Origin of the sequence: Streptacidiphilus anmyonensis (genome assembly GCF_000787855.1) — a bacterium.
In the GTDB taxonomy this organism is placed as follows: domain Bacteria; phylum Actinomycetota; class Actinomycetes; order Streptomycetales; family Streptomycetaceae; genus Streptacidiphilus; species Streptacidiphilus anmyonensis.
Window position 1 is genome coordinate 8,990 of the sequence record NZ_BBPQ01000019.1, and the last position, 21,619, is coordinate 30,608.

Consider the following 21,619-nt stretch of genomic DNA (forward strand, 5'->3'; position numbering starts at 1 on the left):
CCGCGCCCGAGCACAGCGCAGGCAGACGACGGCCGCGTCGAACGACGCCTCGTCGGCGGGCCCCCGCTCGGCCCGTCCCGCCACGACCGTGACCGGCACCGGGGCGGCGCGCGCCGTCTCCTCGGCGAGGGCGCGCAGGTCCGGCTCGGGCTCGACGGCCAGGACGCGGGTGACCTCGCGCGGGTAGTGGGCGAAGTTCAGCCCGTTGCCCGCGCCGATCTCGACGACCTCCCCGGACAGCCCGGCCAGCAGCCGCCTGCGGTGCTCCGTGATGCCGGCCTTCTCCAGCGCGGGGCCGATGACCCTCGACCAGAGCCTGGCGAAAACGGGATGACGGACAGCCTGTCGCTCAGCCATGGGCGGTCACCGGTCTCCTCGATCGCGTCTGCGGGGTGACGGCGACGATACGCCGTTGACCGTCCGTTCCGTCCGCTTCGTCCGCTCCGCCGCGCTCGTCTACTCCAGGCGGATCAGGCTGCCCTGGGGGTCGATCCGGTCCGCCGCCTCGTCGTCGAACCAGACGCCGCCCGTGGCGAGGTACCGGAAGCGGTGCTCGCCGGGCGGGAAGGAGATGCTCACCGTGCGGGTGCCGTCCCGGCGTTGGACCAGCTCGGCGGTGCCGGGCCGCCATCCGTTGAAGTCGCCGACCACGCTCACCGTCCCCACTGGCACCTGGGCCGGAAGCCGGAACGTCACCCGGGTCTTGCCGCCGAACAGTCGCGTCCGCGTGAGCATCGCGTCGCCTCCCCTACCGCTCCCACCGCACGGGTTTCCGTGCGCCGCGCACCAGCATGGCCGATGCCGCGCGCGGGTGAAAGGCGACCCTGGTCTCCCGCCGGAGCCCTCCGGATGGTTACCCTTCGGTAGTGACCGCTGAAGCCTTCTACCTCCCGCTCGGCGAGCAGCGCTTCGCCGCCACCGCCGCGACCCGTGGGCCCTGGTCGCCCGACTCGCAGCACGCCGGTCCGCCGGCCGCGCTGCTCGGCCGTGCGGTCGAGCAGCGGCCCGGGGCACGGGAGGGCTTCCGCGTCGTCCGGATGACCTTCGAGATCCTGCGGCCGGTGCCGCTGGGTGAGGTGCGCGTCGCCGTGCGGGAGGCCGAGACGGGCCGCAGCGTCGAGCGCGTGGACGCCGAACTGCGCACCGCCGAGGGCAAGGTGGCGGCGCGGGCGCACGCGCTGCGGATCCGTGTCGGGGAGCCTGCGGAGCTCGCCGACCTGCCGACGATCGAGTCGCCGCTCGCGGTTCCCGGCCCCGAGCAGTCGACCCCGCAGGCCTTCCCGCTGCCGTGGGACGAGGGCTACCACACCGCGATGGAACTGCGCTTCGCCCACGGCTCGGTCACCGAGCCGGGCCCCGCCACCGCCTGGTTCCGGATGCGGCTCCCGCTGGTCGCGGGCGAGGAGACCTCGGGCCTGTCCCGGGTGCTGATCGCCGCCGACTCCGGCAACGGCATCTCCGGCGCGCTGGACTTCCGGCGCCACACCTACGTCAACCCCGACCTCACGGTCCACCTGCGGCGGCCGCCGGTGGGCGAGTGGGTCGGCCTGGACGCGCGCACCAGCGTCGACCAGGCGGGCATCGGGCTCGCGGACGCGCAACTGCTGGACGAGAAGGGCGTCATCGGCCGCTCCGCGCAGAGCCTGTTCATCGCCGCGCGCTGACGCCGTGAAGCACGCCGGAAGGCACGGCCCTCAGCCGGGGCGCTTCGCGTGGCGGCGCGCGCTGATCTGCGCGCGCTCGGCCGCGGCCTGCTTCTCGTAGCCGGGAGGGGTGACGGTGTAGGTGCACTGCCCGCAGACGTATCCGCCGTCGGGACCGAGTTGGACCGCGGCCCCGCACCAGACGCAGTTCGTGCTGTCGTAGTCGTCGGAGCTCGAGGTCATGTCCGGAGCGTATCGGGTGGGGGCGGGTCCCGGCTGCGGCGCGTCGTAAGGTGGGACGGGCGCGTCGCCGGTGCGACCGCCTGGACCCGACTCGCGAGGAATGAGCTCCCAGGTGATCATCACCACCGTCAACGTCAACGGCCTGCGCGCCGCCTCGGGCAAGGGCTACGTCGAGTGGCTCGCGAACACCTCGGCGGACGTCGTCTGCCTCCAGGAGGTGCGCGCCGAGCCCGGCCAGCTCGCGGCCGAGGTCGCGGCGCCCGCCGGCTGGCACGTGCTGTGGGCGCCCTCGACGACGGCGAAGGGCCGGGCAGGCGTGGCGGTGCTGTCGCGGCGCGAGCCGGAGCGGATGAAGATCGGCTTCGGCTCGGACGAGTTCGACGGCTCCGGCCGCTACGCGGAGATCGACCTGCCGGGCGTCACCGTCGCCAGTCTCTACCTTCCCTCGGGCGAGGTCGGCACGCCGCGCCAGGACGAGAAGGAGCGCTTCATGGGCGAGTTCCTCGACCACCTGAAGCGCCTGCGCGAGCGCGCCGCCGAGCAGGGCCGCGAGGTCGTGGTCTGCGGCGACTGGAACATCGCGCACCGTGAGGCGGACCTGAAGAACTGGAAGGCCAACCAGAAGAACGCCGGCTTCCTCCCCGAGGAGCGCGCCTGGCTCACCCGCGTCTTCGACGAGCTCGGCTACGTCGACACCGTCCGCAGCCTCCACCCGGACGTCACCGGCCCGTACTCCTGGTGGTCCTACCGCGGCCGCGCCTTCGACCAGGACAGCGGCTGGCGCATCGACTACGTCGTCACCACCCCCGGCCTCGCCGCCCGCGCCGTCTCCGGCGTCGTCGAGCGCGCCGAGTCCCACCCGGAGCGCTGGAGCGACCACGCGCCGGTCACGGTCGCCTTCGACTGGAACCCGCCGGTCTCCTGACGCCGGACCCCGGCGCTCACCGCGGTCACCGGAACTCGTGCACCACCTGGATCTCGCCGACGATATGGGCGTTGAACTCGTCCAGCTCCTCGGCGGGCACCCACAGCTCCAGGATCGTCTCCCCGCCCACCTGCTGGACCGGGTAGCGGTCCAGGAACGCCGACTCGACCTCGAAGCGCGTCACGAAGCCGCCACCGTCGAACCTGACGTTCCAGTCCCTGGCGATCCGGATCGCGTAGTCCTCGTTGAGGACCGGATAGAAGATCGGCTGCTCGGGCAGGCGCGGCGGCCACGCACGCCAGTTGAGCTCCCGCACCAGGTCCAGCTCCCTGGGTCCGGTGGGTCGCCACAGAGTCGTCGTCGAGGGCCTGCTGGTCATGGGCACCGGACCATACCCACGACGCCGCGCACCTGCCAGGGAGTTTCCCCAGCACGGCTGCGGATGCGGGGCCTTCGACCGGGACGCCTCAGGCGCCTGGGTCCCGTTCAGCTTCTGCTCGTGCGGGTGGCCGTGACCGCCACGGCCGTGTAGTGCAGGGTGAACGCTCCGCCCATCGCGTCCACGGCGTCGGCCACGGCTGACAGCACCTGCTCCAACTGCGCGGCGGGGAGCCGGGTGTGGCCGCCCGTGGTGGGCAGCTGGTCGAGCCACTGATCGCGGGTGTAGTCGCGGTCCCAGGCGAAGTGCCACTCCTCGGGCTCGCTGAAGGAGCCGCTGGCGCGGATCCCGTCCGTCGCACGCGCGGTGAGCGCGGCGTAGCGGACCCCGCCCGAGGCCGACCACTGGGCGGCGGCGAGCGAGTCGGGCAGCAGGCGGCGGTAGACGGCGCCGAAGGCCGCGGCGACTTCGGGCGAGGGCTGGTCGACGTTCCAGAACGCGGCGAGGCGGCCGCCGGGCCGCAGGGCGTGGGCGGCTTTCGCCGCGCCCGCGAGAGGGTCGACCCAGTGCCAGGTCTGACCGGAGACGACGGCGTCGAAGAGGCGCCCGGCCGGGTCCCAGCTCTCGAAGCGGGCGATCTCGACCTCGCACCCGCGCCGGTCTCGCGCCCAGGAGGCCATCCGCGGGTCGGCGTCGACGCCGAGCACGGTGCAGCCTGCGGCCTCGAACTGCCGGGCCGCGATGCCGGTGCCGACGCCGACGTCCAGGACCGAGCGCCCGGGGCTCGCCGCGAGCACGGCCTCGACCAGGGCGTCGGGATAACGCGGGCGGGCCCGGTCGTAGCGCTCGGGATCGGTGCCGAACGATTCGGCGAGCTCACGGACCTGATGCGGCGAGACGGGAGAGGGGAGAGCCCCCTCGGGCGGTAGAGTGGGCATGTGCCCACTATGAGTGGGCGGTCGCCCACTCGTCAAGGACATCCAGGAGAGGGGTTCCCCGATGCCGACCGGCGTGGCCATCCGCGACCCGCGCCAGCAGCTGTTCGAGGCCGCCGAGCGCGTGCTGCTGCGCGAGGGCCCGAGCGCACTGTCCAGCCGGGCCGTCACGACCGAGGCGGACTGCGCCAAGGGCGTGCTGCACCGGCACTTCCCGGACTTCGACGCGTTCCTCGCCGAGCTCGTCCTCGACCGCATCGCCCGCATCGACGCGCGGGCGGCGACCCTCCAGGCCGCCGCCGGCCGGGGGGCCGTGGTCGACAACCTCGCGGACGCGCTCACGGACATGCTCGGCCCGGTGGCCGTCGCCGTCGTCGGGCTGGTCATCTCCCGCGACGCCCTCCGCGCGCGCCTGCGCGAGGCACGCCCGAGGGGTGTCCCGCTGCTCGGCGACGCTGCGGCCGTCCTCGCCGCCTACCTCGCGACCGAACGCGACCTCGACCGCCTCTCCCCCGACACCGACGTGGACGCCCTCGCGCCCACCCTCATCGGCGCCGCCCACCTCCTCCTCGCCGACCGCACCGGCGCCCCGCCGGACCCGGGGGCGCTCCGACGCGTCATCACCGGCGTGACGGGAGCGTGGCTGCGCTGACCCCGCCGACTGCGCTTGGGCGCAAAGGGTGAAACGGCAAGAGCATGGTACGTACTCGAACTATATGCGGGTACGTGAGGTGTACATGCACCGACGAGCCCTGTGGAGCCCAATGACTCCCCTCGCGGTGAGAAACAAGGAGACCCCAGTGGTCAAGCGCGCGATGAAGTACGGTCTGGCCGCAGCGGCGACGGCGGCCATGCTGGTCGGCTCGGGCGGCTTTGCGGCCGCCGCCGGCACGGGAACGATGCACATCGTCGAGGGCCCGAAGGTGCCGCTTCCCAAGGCGCCCGGCAACGGCTACGCCGGGGACGCGGCGGCCTCGGCCAAGTGTCCGGCCGGGGAGGTCCTCACGGGCGGCGGAGCCGAGGTGAAGGCTGGGAACTCCTACGTCGCGCGCTACAACCTCTCGGCGAGCAGGCCGATCGGCAACGAGACGTGGTGGGCCTACGGCACGAACACCGACCCCACCGACGCGGGCACGATCCAGGCCTTCGCGGTCTGCGCGAAGGTCACCAACCTGGACGTGGTCCACACTCCCTGACGCGGCCACGAGGTACGAAGCTGACGAAGGTAGGGGCGGCGCACCTTCCCAGGCGACGCCTCTGCCGTCAACGCCAGGCCGCGGCCATCGCGGGGCGTCCGGTCGCCCGCGCCAAGTCCGCGATGGCGTCGCTCTTGACGAACCACGCCGCGCCGAAGGCGAAGACCGAGACCGACTCCCCCGCGAAGACGGGCGTCAGCCCGCCCGCGCCGGTGAAGTGGAGCAGGTCGGCGAAGAGTATGCCCGCGATGCAGAGGCCGATGACGACGCCGCAGACCAGGTAGATCCGCCGCCGCAGCGGGCCGTCCGGCTCGGAGGCGTCGCGGAAGAGGCGGACGCAGAAGACGGCGAGGGCGGTGAAGACGATCGCGGCGGAGACGACGTGGATCTCGCCGAGCAACTTCTGCGTGGTCGACGGGTGGGCGACGATCGAGGCCGGCGGTTCCATCGGGCACATCGCGACCACGACCGCGAACAAGCCCGCCACCGAACTCCACACGTCCTCACGGCGGTTGTGGCGGTAGCAGAGCAGGATCACCCCGATGGCCCACAGGCCGCCGACGAAGACGTTGCGCATGTGGGTGTAGTACGAACCGCTCAGCGAGGCCAGCAGGCCGAGATGCGCGGAGATGATGCTGTTGCCCAGCGGCAGCACGATCGGCAGGGCGATGCCCACGATTCCGACGCCCAGCCGCAGGCGCTTGACGGTAGTGGTGTCCTGGTCGGTTCGAGCGACCGCCTCGACAGTCGTCATGCGCCACACCCCCTGGACCGGTGACGGCGGACGCCATTCCGCTTTCGTGACGCCCTGCAATGGTCATACGCGCAGGGTGACGGCATGTCAATCGAACGAACAGGTTTCCACAACCGCTGTAAGAGTCCGAGGCCGACGCCCTCTCCCCTGGTGTGACCGCTGCGGCGGCGGTCGCGACGGCAGAGGAAGGACGGATGACGATGCGCATCGCGCACGACCTGATCGCGCACCAGCAGGTGGCGGACCGGTGCGGCCGCGCGCTGGCAGCGCGGCTGGAGTACCGCGCCGAGGAGCCCTACGAGGTCCGGCTGCTCTTCCACACCGACCGGCCCGATCCGGTCGTCTGGGTCTTCGGGCGCGACCTGCTGCTCGAGGGGCTCCGCCGCCCGTGCGGATCGGGCGACGTGCGCATCCGACCGGCCTTCGACGGGGGCCGTCACCTGCTCTCCGTGGTGCTGGCCGGGGACACCGGGACGGCTGTCGTCGAGATCCCGGCAGCCGAGGCCGGGGCCTTCGCTCTGCGGACGCTTCGTCTCGTCCCCGAGGGCGAGGAGGTGCAGCGCCTGGACGTCGACTCCCTCACCGCGAGCCCCCTGCTCACCGCGGGTCGCCTCGGCTGAGACCGTCCGGAAAGCCGGAGGCCGCCCCGAAAGCCGGAGCGCCCGGCCACCGCAGGGTGGCCGGGCGCTCGTGAGGGGTCGGCGTCAGCCGGTGAAGGCGGTCAGGCCGTTCGGGGTGCCGAGGCCGGTCGGGCCGTCGTAGCCGGTCTCCGCGGTGCAGAGGTAGGCCGGGGAGCAGCTGGCGGTCTTGCCCGTGGTCACGTCGTTGAGCGACGTGGTGTTGGCGTACAGGTTCTTGGCCGGGACCGAGGCGCTGTGCGTGCCCGCGTCGGCGTAGACGCCGGCGATGAGCGGGGCCGCGACGGAGGTGCCGCCGTAGACGCTCCAGCCGGACGCGCCGTAGGTCTGGTAGACGGCCACGCCGGTCGCCGGGTCGGCGACCGCGGAGACGTCGGCGACGGTCCGCTTCGAGCAGCCGGTGTCCTTCTGCCAGGACGGCTTGGGCTCATAGGCGGAGCAGCCGGAGCCGGCGCCCTCGGTGCTGGAGGTGGACCAGACGCTCTCGCTCCAACCACGGGTGTTGGACGCCTTGCTGAGCGAGGTGCCGCCGACCGCGGTGACGTTCGGGGACGCCGCCGGGTACTCCACTCCGTAGCCGCCGTCACCGGAGGAGGCGGTGATCACGATGCCGGGGTGGTTGAAGTAGGTGCTGTCGTAGCTGGTGTCGGCGGAGGACTCCGAGCCGCCGTAGCTGTTGGAGATCTCGGTGGCGCCGAGCTTGGCGGCCTCGTTGACCGCGGTGCCCAGGTTGGTCATGCTCGCCGTCTTGGCCTCGACCAGGATGATGTGCGCGTTGGGGGCGATCGCGGAGACCATGTCCAGGTCGAGCGAGATCTCGCCGGCCCAGCCGGAGTTGCTGCTCGGCAGGGTGCTGCTGCCGGTCTGGCTGACGATCTTCAGGCAGCCGCTGGCAGTGGTGCAGGCCGGCAGGCCGTACTGCGAGCGGTAGACCGCGAGGTCGGAGGCCGCGTTCGGGTCGTTGTAGGCGTCGACGATCGCGACGGTCTGGCCCGCGCCGCCGTTGGCGGCGATGTTGTACGCGGAGCGCAGGTCCGAGGGTCCGTAGCCGGACGGCGTGGCATTGGGGGTGACGCCGGTGGCGCGGACGTGCTCGGCGGTGCTGGTGACGTGCAGCGCGTTACAGAAGACGTGACCGGGAGTCAGGTCGACGGCGCACGAGCGGGTCCAGGAAGCGCCGTGGGTGGACGCGGCCTGGGCGGGCGCGGCGGCCATGAGGGCCGAGACGCCGAGGGCGACGGCGGTGGCCGCGGCGGATATCGACGAGGTGCGCAACGTACAGCCTCCAGTGGGGAGTTCGGGCCCGTTCGCGCAGGCGGACACGACACCGTGCCACCTGCGCGAACGATATGACGTAGCGAGGAACCTCTGAACACCCTCTTAAGTGGTGTCAGCTGGCGAGAACCGTACCCACGGTGTCTGCGGACTGACAAGAGATGGTCGGCCGATGAAACTCACGTTTACCCGCCCGCAACAATGCTCCGCGCGTAGCCCCATGTGTCGAACCGTCAGAAACCCTTACCTAAGCGCGAAAACCAGCGGCCCGACGTCCAGGAGATTCACAGCGGACGGCCGGACCGGCTCCTCGACGGAGCCGGCCCGGCCGTTGACGGCGCCGCCCCTGAAGGAGGCGGTGCCGGTCAGTGGGAGGCGTCCGGGGCGAGCCAGGGGCTCGGCGCGGCCGGCGGGACGACGGCGGGGCGGTCGTCACAGGTGATCGTGTTCGGCAGCTCCCACGGCGCCAGCCAGGCGCCGGTCGTGCCGCCGCCGGTGTTGCCGCCCAGGTCGGTGAGGGAGAACTCCGAGCCCGCCGAGGTGAAGTGGAACGAGCCGCAGTTGTTCACCCCGACCGCGCCCACGTTCCGTGCCTCCACGTCCTGGAACGTCGCGTTCCCGGCCGCGCGGGCGCTGACCACGTCGGTGCCCGTGCCGTCCACCCGGATGTGGCTGAAGTGCACGTTGCTGATGGAGTACTGGTCCTTCACGCTGTAGTCCGAGACCAGCATGACGGCGTCGTAGGTGTTGTCCAGGAAGTCGTCGCCGGTGACCTGGACGTCCGCGTCGATGCTGTGCTCCAGCGCGTAGATCCAGATCGCGCCCAGCCCGATCTTCCAGTTCAACTCGAAGGTCCCGGCCCGGACGGTGGTGTTGTCCGCGACCGAGATCCGGCCCGCGAACGGCACCGCGCCGAAGCGGGTGCCCAGTTGGATCGCGCTGCCCTCCCGGATCGGGTCGGCGACGAGGTTGCCGGAGACGGTGAGGTCCGAACCGCCGTAGAGCGCGATGCCGTTGGCCAGCACGGGCGTCTGCACGGTGTTGTGCGCGACGACGTCGTGCGCGTCGGCGGCCGGTGCGGACCAGAGCGCGATCCCGTCGTCCCCGGTGTTGCGGACGAAGTTGCCCGCGATGAGCGAGTTCGTCACCCCGCCGTGGAAGTTGATGCCGTCGGCGATCTGGTCGGCGATCTGGTTGCCGGTGATCCGCAGGTCGTTCATCGGGCCGTCCAGCCAGATGCCCACCTTGGTGTGCTGGATGTACAGCCCCTCGATCGAGGAGTCACTGAGCGCGCCGCCGACACCGTTGACCTGGTCGGTGTCGATCCGCTCGCGCACGTCGCCCTCGATGGCGAAGTCCCGCAGGTGCACGTCGTGGCTGCCGCCGGCGGAGGCGTCCTTGCCGTAGAAACCGACCCCGGTGTGGACCGAGCCGTCGGGCATGGGCGAGGAGAGCGTCACCTGGTGGCCCTTGATGACGGTGTACCAGTTGCCCGCGCCCTGGATGGTCACGTGGTCGACGATGATGTGCCGGTTCACCTGGTACGTCCCCGGCGGCACCCACACCGTCCGTCCGCTGCGCTGTGCGGCGGCGACCGCCGCGTCGAAGGCGTCGGCGGAGTCCTTGACCCCGGTCGGGTCGGCGCCGAAGTCCCGGACGTCGAGGGCGTGCTCGGGCGCGCGCAGCGGCGGCGCGACGCGCTGCGTGTCGAGCACGTCGATCGTCGTGGTCGCGGCCGGGCTTCCGGCCAGGACGGCCAGCCGGATCACCTGCCCCGCGTGGTAGGTGTGGTCGAGCAGCAGGCGCTGCTCGTCGTAGAAGTGGCTGGGCCGGAACGGCGTCGGGAAGACGGGCGCGGGCGTCGTCTGGTCCGGCACGCAGCTGCACTCGGTGGTCCACCAGTCCGGGTCCAGCGGACCGGCGCCCGGGTCGTTGGTGAACGGGTACTCGTTGTAGAGCCAGGCGTACTGCGAGGTCAGCGTCATCGTCCGGCGGTGCTTCCCGTCGACGCTGACGTCGAGCGGCGCGGTGATGCCGCCGCCGTCCGGGGCGTCCGGGATGCTGTAGCGGACGGTGATCGCGTTGGTGTCGGCGGGCAGGGTGAAGTCCACGTACTGACCCGGCGTCAGCGAGACGGCCTTACGGCCGGTGGCCTCGGACGCGAGGGTGTACGGCGTCGTGTCGGGCCCGATCACCGTCCCGTCGGTCCGGGCGTTGAAGGCGTTCTGCTCGGCGAAGCCGGGGTTCGCACCCCGGCCCCGCAGCAGCGACGGGTCGATCCCGGCCTGCGTCACCACGGGCTCCGGTCCGTGGGCAGTGGCATGCGCCGCGCCGGTCCCTCCGACGGCGGCGAGCAGACCTACGGCGATGGCGAGGGAGAGTTGTCTCTTTCTGTGCGACATCGAGCGGCTCCTTTTTGGCAGACGGGAAGGACCTTCAGGGGCGCGAGGCTCCACCGATGTGCGGCTCCGCCGCGTGGGGGCGAGAAACCACTGATGAGCGGACGGCCCCGCACATTCGGGGCTCTACCTGGGCGGGTGGCTTGTCGCGGCAGTTCCTCGCGCCCCTGGATGGTGCGACTTGCTCGGATCTCAGACCCTGAGCCAGACGGCCGTGTCGGACGGGAGGGCCGACTGACCGTGCAGCTCGTCGCTGGCCAGCAGCACGGTGCCGGTGAAGGGGAGGGCGACGGCCTCAGCCGAGAGGTTCACCACGCAGGCGAAGCCCTCTCCCCTCCGGAAGGCCAGCACCCCCTGCGGTGTCCCTTCCAGCCACTCGAAGCCGCCGTCGCCCAGCTCGCGGCGGAGCCGCAGCGCCTCCCGGTAGAGGGAGAGCATCGACCCCGCGTCGGCGGCCTGCGCCTCGACCGTGTACTCCTTCCACGCCTCCGGCTGCGGCAGCCACGGCACACCGCCGGCGTCGGCGGGCGAGAAGCCGAACGGCGGCTCGCCGCCCGACCAGGGCAGCGGGACGCGGCAGCCGTCCCGCCCGGGGTCCGCCGGGTTGCGGCCCTTCCGTTCCCACATCGGGTCCTGCCGCAGGTCGTCGGGGATGTCCTCGACCTCCCACAGGCCGAGCTCCTCGCCCTGGTAGACGTAGACCGCGCCGGGCAGCGCCTGTGTCAGCAGGGCCGCGGCCCGCGCGCGGCGCGTCCCGCGGGCGAGGTCCACGGGGCGGCCGTGCTGCCGGGCGTAGATCGCGAAGGAGGTGTCCTCACGGCCGTAGCGGCTGACCACCCGGTCGACGTCGTGGTTGGACAGCACCCAGGTGGCCGGCGCGCCGGCCTCGTGGTGGAAGCGCAGGGTGTCGTCGATGACGCCGCGCAGCCGCTCCGCCTCCCACGCGCACTCCAGATAAGGGAAGTTGAAGACGGTGTGCATCTCGTCGGGACGCAGGTAGCGCGCCATCCGGGCGGCGTCCGGCAGCCAGACCTCGCCGATGAGGACGAGCCCGCCCCCGTAGGACTCGGCGACGCGCCGCCACGCGCGGTAGACCTCGTGGACCTCCTCGCGGTCGGTGAAGGCGCGCTCCTCGGGGTCGCTCACGGGCAGGTCCGCGTCCTTGACCAGCAGCGCGGCCGAGTCGATGCGGAAGCCGTCCGCACCGCGGTCGAACCAGAAGCGCAGCACGCTCTCGAACTCGGCGCGGACGTCGTCGTGCTCCCAGTTGAAGTCGGGCTGCTCGGGGGCGAACAGGTGCAGGTACCACTCCCCCGGCCGGCCGTCGGGCTCGGTGACGCGGGTCCAGGTCGGACCGCCGAAGAAGCCCTGCCACTCGGTCGGCGGCAGCTCCCCGTCCGCGCCGCGTCCGGGCCGGAACCAGAACCGCGCCCGCTCGGGCGAGCCCGGTCCCGCCGCCAACGCGGCCTGGAACCAGGGGTTCTGGTCGCTGGTGTGGTTCGGCACGATGTCGATGACGACGCGGATGCCGAGCTCGTGCGCCTGGCGGATCAACCCCTCCGCGTCGGCCAGCGTGCCGAACAGCGGGTCGATGGCGCGGTAGTCGGCGACGTCGTAGCCGGCGTCGGCCTGGGGCGAGGCGTACCAGGGGTTGATCCAGATCGCGTCGACGCCGAGCTCGGCGAGGTAGGGCAGGCGCGCGCGCAGCCCGGCCAGGTCGCCCACCCCGTCGCCGTCGCCGTCGGCGAAGCTGCGGGGGTAGATCTGGTAGATCGCGGCGTTCCGCCACCACGGGAGCTCGCGCTCTCCGGTTCCGGGCACGACGAACCTGCTTTCTGGAAGTCATCGAGATGACGTCATCGGGTTGGGGAGCCGCCGTCCCGGCCGGCCCCCGGTCAGGGGCGGGCGGCGGGCCGGGACGACGGGGTTCGCGTCGGGCGACGCGCCCGGCGGGGGCGGACGACGGCCCTGGCCGGCCCGGCTAGCCCTTGAGGCCGCCCGCGGTGAGTCCCGCCATGATGTTGCGCTGGAAGACCAGGAACAGCGCGATGGTCGGGATCGAGGCCAGGAACAGCCCGGCGATCAGGGAGTTCTCCGGCATGGAGGTCGCCGCGGTGTTGACGCCGACGTTGAGCGTCTCGTGCGAGGGCACGGTGATCAGCGGCCAGAGGAAGTCCTTCCAGACCGCGACCACGCCGAAGATGGAGACGACGCCGAGGATCGGCCGCGACAGCGGGAGCACCACCGACCAGAGCACGCGCAGCGGGCCTGCGCCATCGATGGCCGCCGCGTCGAGGAGCTCGTTCGGGATGGAGTCGAAGAACCGCTTCAGCAGGAAGATGTTGAAGGCGTTGGCCACGGTGGGCAGCCAGATGACCCACGGGGTGTCCTGGAGGTTCCAGTGGACCAGCGGCAGATCGAGCACGGTCAGGTACTGCGGGATGACCAGCGCCGCAGCGGGGATCATCATCGAGGCCAGCATCATGCCGAGGATCACGTTGCCGAGCACCGGGCGCAGCTTGGACAGCGCGTAGGCGGCGGCGACGTCGAACAGCAGTTGGAAGAGGAGCGCTCCGCCGGCGTAGACGACGGTGTTGAGCAGCAGTCCGCCCATGCCGAGCCTGGACCAGGCCTCGGTGAAGGCGTGTGTGGCGGGGTGGGTCGGGAAGAGCGTGGGCGGGGTGCGCACCAGCTCCTGGGAGGACTTGAAGCCGCCGGTGGCCATCCAGTACAGCGGGCCGACGAAGGCGATCGTGGTGACCAGCAGCACCAGCGTCAGCACGAGCCGGTAGAGCAGGCGTCCGCGCGGCTGGGCGAGCCGGACCGGGGAGACGAGCGTGCGGGTGGCGCCGGAGTGGGCGGCGGTCGTCATGTCACTCCTCCCGTCCGCGGCGCTCCAGCCACAGGTAGAGCGCCGAGAAGCAGCCGAGCACCAGCAGCATGATCACGCCCAGGGCAGCCGCGGTGTTGAACTTGTCATAGTTGAACGCGTAGTTGTAGAGCAGGTAGACCACGGTCGTGGTCGACCCTTCGGGCCCGCCGCCGGTGAGGACGAACGACTCGGTGAACATCTGCATGGTGGCCACCACCTGCAGCATCAGCATCAGCGACAGGATCAGCCGGGTCTGCGGCACGGTGACGTGCCAGATCCGCTGGAGCAGGTTGGCCCCGTCCAGTTCGGCGGCCTCGTAGAGCTCGCCGGGGATGCCCTGGAGGGCGGCGAGGTAGACCAGGGTGGCGCTGCCCATGTTGCCCCAGGTCGAGACGAGCACCAGCGAGGGCATCGCGGTGCTCTTCGACGCCAGCCACGAGGAGGTGGGCAGGTGCAGCGCGTGCAGGATCTGGTTGAACAGACCGTAGCCGGGGTCCATGAAGTACTTGAAGAGCAGGATGCCGGCCACCGGGGGCAGCATCACCGGCAGGTAGACCAGGACCCGCAGGTAACCCTGGGCGTGGCGGCACTCGTTGATGACGATCGCGGCCACGAAGGGCGCCGCGAAGCCGAAGAACAGGGCGATGCCGGTGAACTCCAGCGTACTGCGCCAGGCCGCCCAGAACTCCGGGTCGGCGGTGATCTGCCGGTAGTTGGCGAGGCCGACCCACTGGGCCTCGCCGTAGTGGACCCGCTGGAACGACATCACGATCTCGCGGATCATCGGGTACCAGGTGAACAGCACGAAGCAGAGCAGCGCGCCGATCAGGAAGGCGTGGGCGCGCAGGTTCCGCGCCAGCGAGCGGCGCAGGGCCGCGAACCGGTCGTGCGGTCCGGCGCCCGCCGCGTCGACGCGGGCGCCGCCGCGTGTCAGCGTGACAGCCATGGGTGACTCCTCGTCAAGGTGTCGGCCGTCCGGCCGGACCGCGGCGGGGTTGGAGCGGTCCGGTCGGACGACACGTCACTGGTTGGCCAGACGTCACTGATTCGCGAGAATCTGGTTGGCCTGGGTCTCGGCGGTGGACAGCACCTGGTCCAGGTTGGCGTTGGGGTCGGTCATCGCCGCCGACATCGCCGTGTCGAGGACCTTGTAGAGCTGCTGCGCCGCCGGGGGCTCGTTGACGCTGCTGGTCGGGTTGTTGACGTAGGGGTCGTAGTTGGACAGCGGCAGGTTGCCGTTGGTCTTGAGCGAGCTCGTGATCTGGTTGATCTGCGGGGAGTTCGAAGCCCAGAAGTACGGCTCGGGGATGGAGATCGCCACCGGGTCCTTGCTGGAGCCGGCGAGCGTCGCGGCCCGGGAGAAGTTGAACTGGCCGGCGTCGGGGGTCAGGTACTCGAAGTCGATCCAGGCGATCTCGGCCTTGATCTGGTTCGGGGTCTGGCCCTTCTTGAAGTAGTAGAGGTCGCCGCCGCCGAGGCTGTTGCCGGGGCCGGAGGCGCCCGGCATCGGGCCGAGGCCGAAGGCGTTCTTGTCCGCGCCGAGCACCTCGATCAGGTGCTTGACCACGTCCGGCGCGCCGATGAACATGCCGACCTTGCCGGTGGCCAGCGGCGGGAAGGCGTCGGCCCACTGGGTGACGGGGGTCGCGCCGATGCTGTGGTCGACGAAGCGCATGTCGTGCAGGCGCTGGAGGACCTGCTTGCCCTGCGGGGAGTTGAACGCGGCCTTGGTGCCGCCTGCGTTCACCATCTGGCCGCCGAGGCTGTAGAGCTCGGAGGTGAAGTGCCAGCCGCCGGTGTTGCCGCCGCTGTAGTCCTCGTAGCCGGTGATGCCGTTGCCGAGCGCGGCGATCTTCTTGGCGTCGGCCTGGAGTTGGTCCCAGGTGGTGGGCGGCTGGTCGGGGTTGAGACCGGCCTTCTTGAACAGGTCGCGGTTGTAGACGAGCCCGGTGGAGTAGTAGTTGATCGGCAGGGCGTAGGTCTTGCCGCCCGTGCCGAGGTTCTGCTTGACGCTCGGCAGCATGGTCGAGTAGCCGGGCACCGTCTGGTCGTTGACGTAGGCGCTGATGTCGGCGGCGTCACCGGAGTTGAGCGTCTGCTCCTGGTCGGTGAAGTAGGCGTGGTACGCGCCGGTCTCGTCGTGGGCCTTGTACTCGGCGGTCTGCTGCGCCGGCACCTCGCACTGGCCCACGTAGGGCTTCGCGTCGACGGTGACGTTGGGGTACTTGACCTTGAACAGCGCCAGGTCGTCGGCGTAGTTGGCCTTGCCCGCGGCCTGGTCGGCGCCCGGCGCGCAGTCGATCGAGATGGTGACGGTGGCGTTCGGGTCGAGCGGCTTGCCGTCGGCCACACCGCCGGCGGCGTTGCCGCCGCCCCCGGACGAGCCGCTGCTGCCGCAGGCGGCGGTACCGAGACACAACCCTGCCGCGATGGCGATGGCGGCGAACGTGCGCGATCTGTTCAGCATCATGCGTGCCCCATGGTCGAAGTGACGTGGTGGGTGGGGGAAAGCCGGCGTGTGAGGAACGTAGGACGCCACGCTGGCTTACGCAAGAGCTCGACGCAAAATTGAAAAGTCACGACTGTGCGTCGCCTGACATGACCGCCGCCAAGGGCTTCGGGCGGGTCAAACCGCCTTCTCCCCGTCCTGACCTGGCCGTTTGCGGGCTGCAAACCGCTTCTTGCAATCGCTTGCCGAATCCTGCTCTACTCTTGCGCCATGAAGAGCAGACTCGCCGAGGTGGCACAGAAGGTCGGAGTCAGCGAGGCCACGGTCAGCCGCGTGCTCAACGGCCGGCCCGGCGTCTCCGAGGGCACCCGGAACGCGGTCCTGGCGGCGCTCGACGTGCTCGGCTACGAGCGCCCCAGCCAGCTGCGCGGAGAGCGCGCCCGGCTGATCGGCCTGGTCCTGCCGGAGCTGCAGAACCCGATCTTCCCGGCGGTCGCCGAGGTCGTCGGCGGCGCCCTGGCCCAGCGGGGCTTCACCCCCGTGCTGTGCACCCGCACCGCGGGCGGCCTCTCCGAGGCCGACTACGTCAACATGCTGCTGGACCAGCAGGTTTCCGGCGTGGTCTTCGCCGGCGGCCACTTCGCGGAGGCCGACGCCCCGCACGAGCATTACGCGCGGCTGCGCGACCGCGGCATCCCCGTCGTGCTGTTCAACGCGGCGGTCGAACACCTCGGCTTCCCCCAGGTCTCCACGGACGACACCGTCGCCGTCGAGCAGGCCTTCGCCCACCTCGCCGCGCTCGGCCACGAGCGCATCGGCATGATCGTCGGCCCCGAGGACCACATCCCCTCCCAGCGCAAGCTCGCCTCCTTCGCCGAGCAGTGCGCGCGCTCCGGCCGAGAGGTCCTGCCGGACCAGGTCGCCCACGCCCTCTTCGCCCTCGAAGGCGGCCACGCGGCGGCCAGCCGCATGCTGCGCGCCGGCGTCACCGGCATCATCTGCGGCAGCGATCCGCTCGCGCTGGGCGCGATCCGCGCGGCACGGCGCGCGGGACTGTCCGTCCCGGGCGACGTCTCGGTGGTGGGCTTCGACGACTCGGCCTTCATGAACTGCACGGAACCGCCGCTGACGACGGTCCGTCAGCCGATCGAAGCGCTCGGCCGCGCGGCCGTCGCGCTGCTGGTCAACCAGATCGAGGGCGCGACGGTGGCGGCGGAGGAGCTCCTGTTCGAACCCGAGCTCGTCGTCCGCGGCTCGACCGGCCCGGCCCGCTAGGGGCGCGAGGAACTGCGCGACAAGCCACCCACTGCGGATGGCCCTTCATCCAACAGGGCCATCCGCGGTGGGTGGCTTGCTTGCGCCCACGCGGCGGAGCCGCAGATCGGTACAGCCTCGCGCCCCTGACACTTGCCACGTCCATTGACTGCATGCGCTCACGTCTGTAACTTCCTGGCGAAGCTTTGGAAATCTGCGACAGTATCGCGGAAGACCACAGCCACCAGCGAGGGGGCCCGGGTCAGGGGCGCGGCTCGCCTCGGCGTCCGTTCACAGGAACCGAGGGACGATGAACCACGCACGAACACGCGCGCCGGCGCTTCTCGCCGTGCTCGCCACGCTCTTCGCACTGCTGCTGGGTACCGCCGTCGCTCCCGCCCACGCCGCGGGCAGCAACCTCGCGGCGGGCAAGAGCGCCAGTGCCTCCAGCGCCAACGGCCAGTACGTCGCCGGCAACCTCAACGACGGCGACCAGTCCAGCTACTGGGAGAGCACCAACGGCGCCTTCCCGCAGTGGGCCCAGATCGACCTCGGCTCGGCGACGAGCGTCAGCCAGGTCGTGCTGAAGCTCCCGAGCGGTTGGGGCTCCCGGACCCAGACGCTCAGCATCCAGGGCAGTACCGACGGGAACACCTTCGCCACCGTCGTGGCCTCCGCCACCTACACCTTCGACCCCGGCTCCGGGAACACGGTCACCGTCAACTTCGGGGCGACGAGCACCCGCTACGTGCGCGTGAACATCACCGCGAACAGCGGCTGGAACGCCGCCCAACTGTCCGAGTTCGAGATCTACGGCAGCTCCAACGCGCCCACGAACCTCGCGCTCGGCAAGACCATGAGCGACTCCGGGCACACCCAGAATTACGTCGCGTCCAACGCGAACGACGGCGACGCGAACACCTACTGGGAGTCCACCGACAACGCGCTCCCGCAGTGGCTCCAGGTCGACCTCGGCGCTTCCGTCACCGTCGACCAGGTCGTGCTGAAGCTGCCGCCGTCCACCTCCTGGGCCGCTCGGACCGAGACACTCGCCGTCCAGGGCAGCACGGACGGCAGCAGCTTCAACGACCTCGCCGCCTCCGCCGGCTACGGCTTCGACCCGGCCACCGGCAACACGGTGACCATCAACTTCAGCCAGGCGACCACCCGTTACGTGCGACTGGACATCACCGCCAACACCGGCTGGCCCGCCGGGCAGATCTCCGAGTTCGAGGTCTACGGCCCGACCGGGGCCGCACAGCCGCCCGCCGCGCCCACCAACCTGACCTACACCCAGAACGCCGCCGGGGCGGTGGCGCTCACCTGGACGCCGTCCAGCAGCAGCGGCGTGACGGCGTACGACGTCTACGCGAACAACGCGCTGCTGACCTCCGTCCCGTCCACGGCGACGAGCTACACCGACAACCCGCCGACCACCTCGACGATCACCTACTTCGTGCGCGCCCGCGACGCCGCCGGCGACCAGTCGGCCAACAGCAACAGCGTGACCCGCGCCGGGGCTTCGGCCACGCCGCCCACCGCGCCGAGCAACCTCGCCTACACCCAACCGGCCTCCGGGCAGGTCAAGTTGACCTGGTCCGCAGCCTCCGACCAGGTCGGGGTGACCGGATACAACGTGTACCGCAACGGCAGCAAGCTCGCCTCCGTGGGCGGTTCGACGCTGACGTACACCGACTCCGTCGCCGACTCGCTGACCGTCTCGTACGACGTGACGGCCACCGACGCCGCGGGCCTCGAATCCGCCGCGTCCAACACCGTGACCCGCACCGGGTCCGGCGGCACCTCCACCGACCTCGCCCTGCACAAGCCGATCGACGGCACCGCGTACACCTACACCTACGCGCCCGCCAACGCGAACGACGGCGACGTCACCACCTACTTCGAAGGGTCCTCCTACCCCTCGCAGCTGACGGTGCATCTGGGTGCCAACGCCGACCTGTCCTCCGTCGTGGTCAAGCTCAACCCGGCCTCGGCCTGGTCGGCGCGCACGCAGACGATCGCCGTGCTCGGACGCGAGCAGAGCTCCTCGACGTTCACCACGCTGGCGGCCGCGCAGTCGTACTCCTTCGACCCGAGCAGCAACCAGAACACCGTCACCATCCCGGTCTCCGGCCGGGTCGCGGACGTCGAGCTCTCCATCACCTCCAACAGCGGCGCGCCGGGCGGGCAGGTCGCCGAGCTCGAGGTCTACGGCACTCCGGCGCCGAACCCGGACCTGACGGTGACCTCCAGCTCCTGGTCGCCGTCCGCGCCGGTGGAGACGGACTCCGTCACCGCCTCCGCCGTGGTGAAGAACGGCGGCACCGCGGCCTCGGTCGCGACCGACGTCAACTTCTACCTCGGCACCACCAAGGTCGGCTCGACCACCGTCGGCGCGCTCGCGCCCGGCGCGACCCAGACCGTCTCGGCGAACATCGGCACCCAGAGCGCCGGGACGTACCAACTGACCACCAAGGTCGACGAGTCGAGGAAGAACTTCAACCTGACCGCCGACCAGAGCTACACCAACCCGACCAACCTGGTCGTCACGCCGGTCCAGTCCGCCGACCTGGTCGGCACGCTCTCCTGGACGCCGAGCAACCCGGCCGCGGGCAACACGGTCAACTTCTCCGCCACGGTGAAGAACCAGGGCACCATCGCCACCACCAGCGGCAGCCACGGCCTCACGCTCACGCTGCTGGACGCGACGGGCAACACCGTCACCACCCTGACCGGCTCGGTCAGCGGCACGATCGCGCCCGGCGCGACGACCTCCCCGATCAGCCTCGGCTCGTGGACGGCGGTCAACGGCAAGTACACCGCGCACCTGGTGCTCGCGGCCGACGCGAACGAGCTGCCGATCAAGCAGCCGCATCTGACCAGCGACACCCCGCTCTTCGTCGGCCAGGGCGCCAACATGCCCTACGACTCCTACAAGTCCACCGACGGCGTCCTCGGCGGCTCCGGCGCGATCGTCGGCCCGAACCGCACCATCGGCGACATCGCCGGTGAGGCCACCGGGCGCGAGGCGGTGACGCTGGACAACACCGGCGACTCCGTCAGCTGGACCTCGCGCGAGGCCACCAACACCTTCGTGCTGCGCTACTCCATCCCCGACGCACCGGGCGGCGGCGGCATCAACGCCACCCTCGACCTCTACGCCAACGGGCAGTTGGTGCAGCCGCTGAACCTCAGCTCGCACTACGCCTGGCTCTACGGCTCGGAGACCAGCCCCGGCGACAGCCCGAGCGCCGGCTCGCCACGGCACATCTACGACGAGTCCAGCTTCCTGCTCGCGCAGTCGTATCCGCAGGGCACGTTGTTCACGCTGAAGAAGGACGCGTCCAACTCGTCGCAGTACGCGATCGACTTCATGAACCTGGAGCAGGCCGCCCAGACGGCGAACCCCGACCCGGCCCACCTGGTCGTCCCCGGCGGCTTCACCCAGACGGACGTCCAGAACGCGCTCGACAAGGTGCGGATGGACACCACCGGCACCTGGACCGGCGTCTACCTGCCCGCCGGCCAGTACGCGATCACCGGTCGCCTCCAGGTGTACGGCAAGCCGGTCAAGGTGGTCGGCGCGGGCGTCTGGTACAGCCAGTTCGTCGCCCCGCAGAACCAGACCGACACGGACACCGGCTGGGACCTCCAGTCCGGCGCCAGCGGGTCGACCTTCACCGGCTTCGCCTGGTTCGGCAACTACACCACCCGCCAGGACGGCCCCGGCCACACCTGGGACCTGCGGAACATGTCGAACATCACGATCGACAACGTCTGGATCGAGCACAACGTGGTCGGCGTCTGGGGCGCCTCCAACGTGCAGAACTCCACCTTCACCAACATGCGCATCCGCGACACCATGGCGGACGGCATCAACCTCACCAACGGCAGCCAGGGCAACCTGATCTCCAACGACGAGGCGCGCAGCACCGGTGACGACAGCTTCGCGCTCTTCGCGGCCCAGGACCAGAACCCGGGCAGCAAGCTGGAGAACAACACCATCCAGAACGTCACGGCGATGACCCCGTGGCGCGCGGCGGGCGTCGCGGTCTACGGCGGTGGCGGCAACACCATCCAGAACTTCGTCGTCTCCGACACCCTGTGCTACTCGGGTCTGACCATCTCCTCGCTCAACTTCGGCTACGCCTTCGAGGGTTTCGAGTCGTCACCGCAGACGACCATCTCGAACTTCTCGCTCACGCGGGACGGCGGGCACTTCTGGGGCGCGCAGGTCTTCCCGGCCATCTGGGCCTTCTCGGCGACCCAGCCCTTCCAGGGCATCCGCGTCAACGACGCGACCATCACCGATCCCACCTACAGCGGCATCATGTTCCAGAGCGACTACTCGGGAGGCAGCGCCCTCAACCCGGTGACCGACACCGTCTTCACCAACACCACCATCACCGGCGCCCACGCGTACAACGACGCCTACGGCACCGGTAGGTCCGGCTACGGCATCTGGGCCAACCCGCTCCCGGAGTCCGGCCAGGGCCCGGCGGTCGGGTCGGTGACCTTCAACCACCTCGTGGAGAACAACAACGACGTGAACATCCAGAACACGACGTCGACGTTCACCATCACCGTCAATCCGTAGCACCTCGCTCTGGTGACCACGCGCGCGGGCCCCGACCCCTCCGGTCGGGGCCCGCGTCGT

The 21,619-nt window shown here is 70.8% G+C and carries 19 protein-coding genes; 7 read left to right on the forward strand and 12 right to left on the reverse strand.

Annotated features, from left to right (window positions below; all coding sequences use genetic code 11):
* Both TR50_RS43610 and TR50_RS18760 read right to left on the reverse strand, forming a co-directional pair.
* Positions 1-357: class I SAM-dependent methyltransferase (locus TR50_RS43610; RefSeq protein WP_152648482.1), on the reverse strand; the 357-nt coding region annotated here is incomplete at its 3' end.
* 99 nt (positions 358-456) lie between these two features.
* Entirely contained in the window at positions 457-735 is a 279-nt protein-coding gene (locus TR50_RS18760) for an isoamylase early set domain-containing protein (RefSeq protein ID WP_042422417.1), read from the reverse strand.
* Positions 736-866: 131 nt separating this feature from the next.
* Between TR50_RS18760 and TR50_RS18765 the strand changes: the two genes are divergently transcribed.
* Positions 867-1,664 (forward strand): thioesterase family protein, encoded by a 798-nt coding sequence (locus TR50_RS18765; RefSeq protein WP_042422419.1) that lies wholly within the window; start codon positions 867-869, stop codon positions 1,662-1,664.
* Between the two features lie 30 nt (positions 1,665-1,694).
* Here the strand turns inward: TR50_RS18765 and TR50_RS18770 are convergent, their stop codons facing one another.
* A complete protein-coding gene (locus tag TR50_RS18770; RefSeq protein ID WP_042422420.1) occupies positions 1,695-1,886 on the reverse strand; it encodes a hypothetical protein in 192 nt (63 codons plus the stop codon).
* Positions 1,887-1,998: 112 nt separating this feature from the next.
* Here TR50_RS18770 and TR50_RS18775 point away from each other — a divergent pair, with 112 nt between their 5' ends.
* A complete protein-coding gene (locus TR50_RS18775) occupies positions 1,999-2,811 on the forward strand; it encodes an exodeoxyribonuclease III (protein WP_439654230.1) in 813 nt (270 codons plus the stop codon).
* Between the two features lie 25 nt (positions 2,812-2,836).
* On the opposite strand, the gene TR50_RS18780 is transcribed toward TR50_RS18775, so the two are convergent.
* Positions 2,837-3,190 (reverse strand): hypothetical protein, encoded by a 354-nt coding sequence (locus TR50_RS18780; protein WP_042422422.1) that lies wholly within the window; start codon positions 3,188-3,190, stop codon positions 2,837-2,839.
* Between the two features lie 107 nt (positions 3,191-3,297).
* Positions 3,298-4,128, reverse strand: a complete 831-nt coding sequence (locus tag TR50_RS18785; protein WP_042422424.1) for a class I SAM-dependent methyltransferase — start codon at positions 4,126-4,128, stop codon at positions 3,298-3,300.
* 61 nt (positions 4,129-4,189) lie between these two features.
* Here TR50_RS18785 and TR50_RS18790 point away from each other — a divergent pair, with 61 nt between their 5' ends.
* Both TR50_RS18790 and TR50_RS18795 read left to right on the forward strand, forming a co-directional pair.
* Positions 4,190-4,777 (forward strand): TetR/AcrR family transcriptional regulator, encoded by a 588-nt coding sequence (locus TR50_RS18790; protein WP_042422425.1) that lies wholly within the window; start codon positions 4,190-4,192, stop codon positions 4,775-4,777.
* A 148-nt stretch (positions 4,778-4,925) separates the two neighbouring features.
* Positions 4,926-5,321: a hypothetical protein gene (locus tag TR50_RS18795; protein ID WP_042422427.1), complete on the forward strand. Its 396-nt coding sequence runs from the start codon at positions 4,926-4,928 to the stop codon at positions 5,319-5,321.
* Positions 5,322-5,388: 67 nt separating this feature from the next.
* On the opposite strand, the gene TR50_RS18800 is transcribed toward TR50_RS18795, so the two are convergent.
* Entirely contained in the window at positions 5,389-6,075 is a 687-nt protein-coding gene (locus TR50_RS18800) for a hypothetical protein (RefSeq protein WP_042422566.1), read from the reverse strand.
* 194 nt (positions 6,076-6,269) lie between these two features.
* Between TR50_RS18800 and TR50_RS18805 the strand changes: the two genes are divergently transcribed.
* Entirely contained in the window at positions 6,270-6,695 is a 426-nt protein-coding gene (locus tag TR50_RS18805) for an SsgA family sporulation/cell division regulator (protein WP_052441091.1), read from the forward strand.
* A gap of 84 nt (positions 6,696-6,779) precedes the next feature.
* Here TR50_RS18805 and TR50_RS18810 read toward each other — a convergent pair whose 3' ends face one another.
* The 6 genes from TR50_RS18810 to TR50_RS18835 form a co-directional block, all read right to left on the reverse strand.
* Entirely contained in the window at positions 6,780-7,928 is a 1,149-nt protein-coding gene (locus TR50_RS18810) for a S53 family peptidase (RefSeq protein WP_236654480.1), read from the reverse strand.
* 425 nt (positions 7,929-8,353) lie between these two features.
* Complete coding sequence (locus tag TR50_RS18815; protein ID WP_042422430.1) at positions 8,354-10,390, reverse strand: glycosyl hydrolase family 28-related protein; 2,037 nt, start codon at positions 10,388-10,390, stop codon at positions 8,354-8,356.
* Positions 10,391-10,579: 189 nt separating this feature from the next.
* Entirely contained in the window at positions 10,580-12,208 is a 1,629-nt protein-coding gene (locus TR50_RS18820) for a glycoside hydrolase family 13 protein (RefSeq protein ID WP_042422432.1), read from the reverse strand.
* Between the two features lie 160 nt (positions 12,209-12,368).
* The gene (locus TR50_RS18825) at positions 12,369-13,259 is read right to left on the reverse strand and encodes a carbohydrate ABC transporter permease (protein WP_042422434.1); all 891 of its coding nucleotides are present in this window, start codon (positions 13,257-13,259) and stop codon (positions 12,369-12,371) included.
* Between the two features lies 1 nt (position 13,260).
* Complete coding sequence (locus TR50_RS18830; protein WP_042422436.1) at positions 13,261-14,205, reverse strand: carbohydrate ABC transporter permease; 945 nt, start codon at positions 14,203-14,205, stop codon at positions 13,261-13,263.
* 93 nt (positions 14,206-14,298) lie between these two features.
* Positions 14,299-15,729 carry an extracellular solute-binding protein gene (locus TR50_RS18835; protein ID WP_042422438.1) on the reverse strand — a complete coding sequence of 477 codons (1,431 nt, stop codon included), beginning with the start codon at positions 15,727-15,729 and terminating at the stop codon, positions 14,299-14,301.
* A 249-nt stretch (positions 15,730-15,978) separates the two neighbouring features.
* On the opposite strand from TR50_RS18835, the gene TR50_RS18840 reads away from it, so the two are divergent.
* Complete coding sequence (locus tag TR50_RS18840) at positions 15,979-16,983, forward strand: LacI family DNA-binding transcriptional regulator (protein ID WP_042422439.1); 1,005 nt, start codon at positions 15,979-15,981, stop codon at positions 16,981-16,983.
* 289 nt (positions 16,984-17,272) lie between these two features.
* Positions 17,273-21,559, forward strand: a complete 4,287-nt coding sequence (locus TR50_RS18845; protein ID WP_042422442.1) for a discoidin domain-containing protein — start codon at positions 17,273-17,275, stop codon at positions 21,557-21,559.
* Positions 21,560-21,619: the final 60 nt, after the last annotated feature.